The 6,557-nt window shown below is 62.1% G+C and carries 8 protein-coding genes; all 8 read left to right on the forward strand.

Annotated elements, in window-relative coordinates:
* Positions 1-85: 85 nt before the first annotated feature.
* A complete protein-coding gene (locus Q7V20_RS06945; RefSeq protein WP_304788557.1) occupies positions 86-1,273 on the forward strand; it encodes a PilT/PilU family type 4a pilus ATPase in 1,188 nt (395 codons plus the stop codon).
* Between the two features lie 20 nt (positions 1,274-1,293).
* Positions 1,294-2,448, forward strand: coding sequence for a succinyl-diaminopimelate desuccinylase (gene dapE / locus Q7V20_RS06950; RefSeq protein WP_304788559.1), 1,155 nt, complete (start codon positions 1,294-1,296; stop codon positions 2,446-2,448).
* Positions 2,445-3,347 (forward strand): 50S ribosomal protein L3 N(5)-glutamine methyltransferase, encoded by a 903-nt coding sequence (gene prmB, locus Q7V20_RS06955; RefSeq protein WP_304788561.1) that lies wholly within the window; start codon positions 2,445-2,447, stop codon positions 3,345-3,347. Before dapE ends, prmB begins: the two co-directional genes overlap by 4 nt.
* On the forward strand, positions 3,337-3,879 hold the full coding sequence (locus tag Q7V20_RS06960; protein WP_304788563.1) for a DUF1003 domain-containing protein: 543 nt from the start codon (positions 3,337-3,339) through the stop codon (positions 3,877-3,879). The genes prmB and Q7V20_RS06960 overlap by 11 nt, the downstream gene beginning before the upstream one ends.
* Positions 3,880-3,893: 14 nt before the next feature.
* The gene (locus Q7V20_RS06965) at positions 3,894-4,541 is read left to right on the forward strand and encodes a DUF2238 domain-containing protein (RefSeq protein WP_304788564.1); all 648 of its coding nucleotides are present in this window, start codon (positions 3,894-3,896) and stop codon (positions 4,539-4,541) included.
* On the forward strand, positions 4,531-5,667 hold the full coding sequence (locus tag Q7V20_RS06970; RefSeq protein ID WP_304788566.1) for an MFS transporter: 1,137 nt from the start codon (positions 4,531-4,533) through the stop codon (positions 5,665-5,667). Before Q7V20_RS06965 ends, Q7V20_RS06970 begins: the two co-directional genes overlap by 11 nt.
* Entirely contained in the window at positions 5,668-6,027 is a 360-nt protein-coding gene (locus Q7V20_RS06975) for a DUF2784 domain-containing protein (protein WP_304788568.1), read from the forward strand. It abuts the gene before it with no gap.
* Positions 6,028-6,146: 119 nt separating this feature from the next.
* Positions 6,147-6,557: redoxin domain-containing protein (locus Q7V20_RS06980; protein ID WP_304788570.1), on the forward strand; the 411-nt coding region annotated here is incomplete at its 3' end.

Below are 6,557 nucleotides of genomic sequence, written 5' to 3' on the forward strand. Positions count from 1 at the left end.
CGGGTTGATGCGCAAACGCGCTCCAAGACCAGCATCAACGACCTGCTGCGCGCCTGATAAAAACCGATCCCCAAGGAGACACTTGATGAGTGAAGGCAATCTGGAACGAGTCCTGCGTTTGATGGCTGAAAAGAAGGCCTCTGACGTCTTCCTCTCGGCCGCCACGCCCATCCTCATCAAGCTCCACGGGCAGATCCTGCAACTGACCGACCAGCCGCTCAAGCCCTCGCAGCCACGCCAGTTGCTGGCCGAGATGCTCTCGCCCACGCAGATGGAAGAGCTGGACGACACCGGCGAGTTGAACGTCGGCCTGACGATCCCGGGCGTGGCGATTTTCCGGCTCAGCGCTTTCAAGCAACGTGGCTCGATCGCGGCGGTGTTCCGGCACATCCCCTCCGAGATCCCCGCGCTTGACACCCTGAATCTGCCCGATATTTTGTCGTCGCTGGTGATGGAAAAGCGCGGCCTGATCATCCTGGCCGGTGCCACCGGCTCGGGCAAAAGCACCACGCTGGCCTCGATGCTGGAGCTGCGCAACCAGCGCATGACCGGCCACATCCTGACGATTGAAGACCCGATGGAATTCTTGTTCTCGAACAAGAAGTCGGTGGTCAACCAGCGCGAAGTGGGCCGCGACACGGCCTCGCTGCAAGTGGGTTTGCGCAATGCCCTGCGCCAGGCGCCCGATTGCATCCTGATCGGCGAAATCCGTGATCGTGAAACCATGACGGCGGCGATCTCGTACGCGCTGTCGGGCCACCTGGTGCTGTCCACGCTGCACGGCAACAACAGCTATCACGCCCTGGGGCGCATCCTGTCGTTCTACACGCCAGAGTCACGCCCGGCCTTGCTGAGCGATCTGGCTTCCGGCCTGAAAGCCATCGTGTCGCAACGCTTGTTGCGCGCCACGGCAGGCGGCCGCATCCCGGCAGTCGAGGTGCTGCTCAACACCAAGCTGGTGTCCGAGTTGATCGAGCGCGGCGACTTCACCGGCGTGAAAGAGGCCATGGAGAAATCCATGGCCGAAGGCTCGCAAGCGTTCGAACACGACATCGCCCGCTTGATAGGCGAAGGCCTGATCACCCGCGAAGAAGGCCTGGCCAATGCCGACTCGCCCACCAACCTGATGTGGCGCCTGCAGAATGACCAAGGTGCCTCGTCGAAGTTGACCGCCAAGGCCGAAGAGACCGAAGAAGGCCCATCTTTCACCGAAATCACGCTGGACGTGAACAACGATGACCGCCACAGCGGTTTTGGGTCCACCCGCTTCTAAGCTCCTGATCAGGCCACGCCATGACAGCCACTTTGCGCCTGACCGAGGCGCTGATTGCCCGCTCCTCCGTCACCCCCAACGATGGCGCTTGCCAGGAGGTGTTCATTGAGCGTCTCCAAGCCCTGGGCTTTGAATGCCACACGCTGACCTTCGGGCCTGCTGACGCCCCGGTCACCAACCTGTGGGCCATCAAGCGCGGTCTGGGCCATGCCAGCGGAGCACCCACCCTCGTGTTCGCTGGCCACACCGACGTGGTCCCTACCGGCCCACTGGACCAATGGACCAGCCCACCCTTCGTGCCCACCCACCGCGATGGCTACCTGTTTGGCCGTGGCGCGGCCGACATGAAAACCTCTCTGGCCGCCATGCTGGTGGCCACCGAAGAATTCGTCGTCGGCCATGCGCAGCACCAAGGCAGCATCGCCTTCCTGCTGACCAGCGACGAAGAAGGCCCTTCGGTCGATGGCACCGTCAAGGTCTGCGAATGGCTCACCCAGCGCGGCGAACGCCTGGACTGCTGCATCGTGGGCGAACCCACCTCGGTCAAGTCCGTGGGCGACATGATCAAGAACGGCCGACGTGGCTCGTTGTCGGGCAAGTTGCGCGTCAAGGGCGTGCAGGGCCACATCGCCTACCCACACCTGGCGCAAAACCCCATCCACCTGGCCGCGCCTGCCTTGGCCGAACTGGCCAGCATCACCTGGGACCAGGGCAACGACCATTTCCCACCCACCAGTTGGCAGATGTCCAACATCCACGCGGGCACCGGCGCCAACAACGTCATCCCTGGCGAGTTGGTGGTGGACTTCAACTTCCGTTTCTCGACCGAGTCGACGCCCGACGGCTTGAAAGAACGCCTGCAAACCGTCTTGATCAAGCATGGTTTGAGCTTCGACATTGACTGGACCTTGGGCGGTCGCCCCTTCCTCACGCGCCCAGGCAGCCTGATCGAAGCCATCGCGGGCGCCATCAAGGACGTCACCGGCCTCACCACCGAGTTGTCCACCACCGGCGGCACCTCTGACGGGCGCTTCATCGCGCAGATCTGCCCGCAAGTGGTTGAGTTCGGCCCCGTCAACGCCAGCATCCACAAGATCGACGAGCACGTGGCCGTGGCCGACATCGAGCCCCTCAAAAACATTTACCGCCAAACGCTTGAAAGACTGCTCTCGTGACCACCACCGTCATTGAACTGATCGAAACCGCCAGCGCCCGCCTCACCCAGGCGGGTGTTTCATTTGGGCACGGCACCATCAATGCCTTTGATGAAGCCGCCTGGCTGGTGCTGTGGAAACTGGGCCTGCCCATTGATGATCTGGATGGCGTGGCCGAGCAAGCCGTTGATGATGCCGAGCAAGCCAAGGTCAACGACCTCGTCACCCAGCGCATCGAAACCCGCAAACCCGCCGCCTACCTCACCAAGGAAGCCTGGCTGCAAGGCGTGCCGTTCTACGTGGACGAGCGCACCATCGTGCCCCGCTCCTTCATCGCAGAACTGATTGCCGACGGCAGCATTGACCACTGGCTGAGCGATCGCACTCACCGCGTGCTGGACCTGTGCACCGGCAATGGCAGTCTGGCCGTGATCGCTGCCATGGCCTACCCGGACGTGACCGTGGATGGCTTGGACATCAGCGCCGATGCGCTGGCCGTGGCTCGCATCAATGTGGACAAGCATGACTTGGCCGACCGCATCACCTTGATCCAAAGCGATGGCCTGGCGCAAGCCCGGGGGCCCTATGACTTGATCTTGTGCAACCCGCCTTATGTGAATGCACAGTCCATGCGCGCCCTGCCCGCCGAGTACCTGGCCGAGCCGGAGTTGGCCCTGGCCTCTGGCGATGACGGGATGGACTTCACGCGGGCCTTGCTGGCCACCTTGGAGGCCCATCCAGGCCAGTATCTGACGCCCGAGGCCGTGGTGGTTCTGGAGATTGGCAACGAGCGCGAAAACTTTGAAAGGGCGTTTCCTGATCTGGAAGTGATCTGGCTGGAAACCAGTGGCGGCAGCTCGTCGGTTTGTGTGATTTTTCCGTTTGCAGCCCACCAAGCAGAGGCCCCCCATGACGTCTAACCATGAATCAGCCCCCGACCTCAAGACACCAGGCGCGTCCAAGCATCATTTCCGATTTCACCTGCCCTTTGCCCACCTGTTCTCCGTTTTTGGCGACGACTGGTTTGCTTTGAAAGCCGAGGCCTTCGCCCGGTTTTTTGGCACCCCTGTCTTCCTGGTGTCGCAAACCATCATCGTGGTGGCCTGGATTGCCGTGAATGCCATGGGCAAGACCAAGTTCGATGTCTACCCATTCATCCTGCTGAATTTGGCGTTCAGCCTTCAAGCCGCCTATGCCGCGCCACTGATCCTGTTGGCTCAGACGCGCCAGGCAGACCGCGACCGGGTGCACTCAGAAGCCGATGCCATGCACCGGGAAGCCTTGGCCCAAGCCAGCGAGCAGCGCGAGTTGTTCGCCAGCGCGCAGAATGATCAGTTGATCGAACTCATGAAGCAAAACACCCAGCTGACCGAAATCACCAAGCAATTGAGCGAACGCATCGAACAATTGACTGTCGAGATCCACCTTAAATTCGTGGCCAAGCCAACTTGACCGGGGAACGCACCGTGCCTGACCACACATCAAACCAGCAACGCACCAAAGCACTGACTTTCGCGTCAGCGTTGCTCATCGCCTTGCTGGTGCTGTCGGGCCTGCGGCCTTACGACTTCGCCACTTGGGCGCTGGAGGTCGCGCCCGTGGTCATCGCCTTGCCCATCCTTTGGGCCAGCTACAAGCGCTTTCCCCTGACCACGCTGCTTTACGTTGGCATCTTTGCGCATGCATTGGTGCTCATGCTCGGAGGCGCCTACACCTACGCACGCGTGCCGCTGGGCTTTCAAATTCAAGACTGGCTTGAACTGCAACGCAACCCCTACGACAAGATCGGGCACTTCTTTCAAGGGCTGGTGCCTGCCTTGGTCGCGCGTGAAATCCTGATCCGTGGCCAGCACGTGAACGGACCAAAGATGCTGGCGTTCATCGTGGTCTGCATCGTGCTGGCCATCAGCGCCACCTATGAGTTCGTCGAGTGGGGCGTGGCGCTGATCGCAGGCCAGGGGGCGGAGGAGTTCCTGGGCACCCAAGGCGATCCCTGGGACACGCAATCGGACATGTTCTTTGCGCTGATCGGAGCCGTCACGGCCCTGGTGCTTTTCTCGCCCTTGCAAGATCGACAGATCCAGCGGTTGACGAACAACAACGATGCTGGCTGAAGCCTCGCATTCCACCTGGGCCATCCGCGCTCAGTTCTTCGCAGCGGGCGCCCTGTTCGCCACCTGGGGTGTGCAAGTGCCCATGGTCAAGGCGCACTATGGCTTGAGTGAAACGACCCTGGCCTTGGCCATGCTGGCGGCTGGCGTTGGCTCGATCACGGGCCTGACCCAAGCCGGGCGAATCGTGGGCCGCCTGGGGCCCCGCACCGTGGCCTGCATCACGGGCCTGGCGGCAGCACTGTCCATCACGCTGCTGCTGGCCACCCATCACCACGCCGCCTTGTTGGCCTTGATGTTCACCTTCGGCCTCACCGCCAGCCTGTTCGACGTGGCAATCAACGTGGCCGCGAGCGAGATCGAGCGGCAGGCCAACCGGCCCCTGATGAGCGGCTTTCACGGCCTGTTCAGCCTGGGCGGCATGGCAGGCGCGGGATTGGGCAGCGCCATGCAGGGCCTGGGCGTGAGCGCGCCCTTGCACCTCTTGACCGCCGGGCTGGCCTGCGGCCTGTTGACCGTGTGGGGCTGCTTGCACATGCACGCTGGCCGCGACGCCCAATCCGATGGCGGCATGGTGCTGCCGCGCGGCGTGCTGGGCCTGATTGGCGCGCTGGCCGCCCTGGGTTTGCTGTGCGAGGGCGCCATCTACGATTGGAGCGTGCTCTACATGCACGAGTCCTTGCAGGCCAAACCGGCCACCGCTGCGCTGGCCTATGCCAGTTTTTCGGGCGCGATGGCGGCCACGCGTTTCGGTGGTGATTGGGTGCGGGCCCGGCTGTCGTCCGTGAGGTTGGTTCAGATCTGCGGCGCGCTGGCGGCTTTGGGCATGGCGCTCACGCTGGTGACCGATGACCCGGTCGTGGCCTTGCTGGGTTTCGCGCTGATCGGCCTCGGGCTGGCCAATGTGGTGCCGGTGTTGTTCAGCGCGGCCGCCCGCGTGCCAGGTGTGGCACCCGCCGATGGCATCGCCGCCGTCGCCGCCTTGGGTTACCTGGGCATGATGGTGGGCCCACCCTTGATCGGCGTGGTGGCCGAATGGCGAACGCTGTCGGACGGCATGGCCTTGGTGATGCTGTTCGCGGCCACCTTGAGCTTGGCCTCGCGCCGCGCCCTGAGGCATGATCGCTGAATGCCCTACGCCATCCTTGCCAGTTCCCTGGTGGTTTTCCACCTGGCTTTCGTCCTGTTCGTGATCTTTGGGGCAGGTTTGTTGTTCCGCTGGCCGGGCCTGGTCTGGGTGCATGTCCCGTGCTTGATCTGGGGCATTTACGTCGAGTTCACCAGCAGCATCTGCCCGCTGACGCCCCTTGAAAACCGCCTTCGCCTCAAGGCGGGGCTGGAGGGCTATGACGGCGGCTTCATCGACCACTACATCCTGTCAGTGCTCTATCCTGATGGGTTGACGCCCACCGTGCAACTCGTGCTCGGCATCCTGATGGTGGTGTTCAACCTGATCGTCTACGGACTGTGGATCAGGTCGCGCCTTTGAGCCCGGGCATAGCCCCTGTCAATCACCCAAATTTGATCAATCAATCTTGACAATGGTGAAGCTGTCCTACCATTGCCAATGTTCTTTTCAACAACCACCAATCAACTAGGAAACAAGCCATGAGCCTGATCAACACGCAAGTCCAACCTTTCAAGACCGAAGCCTTCGTGAACCGCGGTGGCAAGGGTGAGTTCATCACCGTTTCTGACGAAACCCTGAAGGGCAAGTGGTCGGTCCTGATCTTCATGCCAGCCGCTTTCACCTTCAACTGCCCGACCGAGATCGAAGATGCGGCCAACAGCTACGAAGATTTCAAGAAGGCCGGTGCCGAGGTCTACATCGTCACCACCGACACGCACTTCTCGCACAAGGTGTGGCACGAAACCTCCGACGCGGTCGGCAAGGCCAAGTTCCCCCTGGTCGGCGACCCGACCCACAAGCTGACCCGCGCCTTTGGCGTGCACATCGAAGAAGAAGGCCTGGCCCTGCGTGGCACCTTCATCATCAACCCCGATCTGGTGATCAAGACC

This window comes from Aquabacterium sp., assembly GCF_030652515.1.
Taxonomy (GTDB): Bacteria; Pseudomonadota; Gammaproteobacteria; order Burkholderiales; family Burkholderiaceae_C; genus Aquabacterium.

What these genes read in the sequence shown, in the direction of transcription:
- Q7V20_RS06945 (WP_304788557.1), top strand. Translation starts at nt 86, where the DNA reads ATGAGTGAAGGCAATCTGGAACGAGTCCTGCGTTTGATGGCTGAAAAG.
- dapE (WP_304788559.1), top strand. Translation starts at nt 1,294, where the DNA reads ATGACAGCCACTTTGCGCCTGACCGAGGCGCTGATTGCCCGCTCCTCC.
- Q7V20_RS06960 (WP_304788563.1), top strand. Translation starts at nt 3,337, where the DNA reads ATGACGTCTAACCATGAATCAGCCCCCGACCTCAAGACACCAGGCGCG.
- Q7V20_RS06970 (WP_304788566.1), top strand. Translation starts at nt 4,531, where the DNA reads ATGCTGGCTGAAGCCTCGCATTCCACCTGGGCCATCCGCGCTCAGTTC.
- Q7V20_RS06975 (WP_304788568.1), top strand. Translation starts at nt 5,668, where the DNA reads ATGCCCTACGCCATCCTTGCCAGTTCCCTGGTGGTTTTCCACCTGGCT.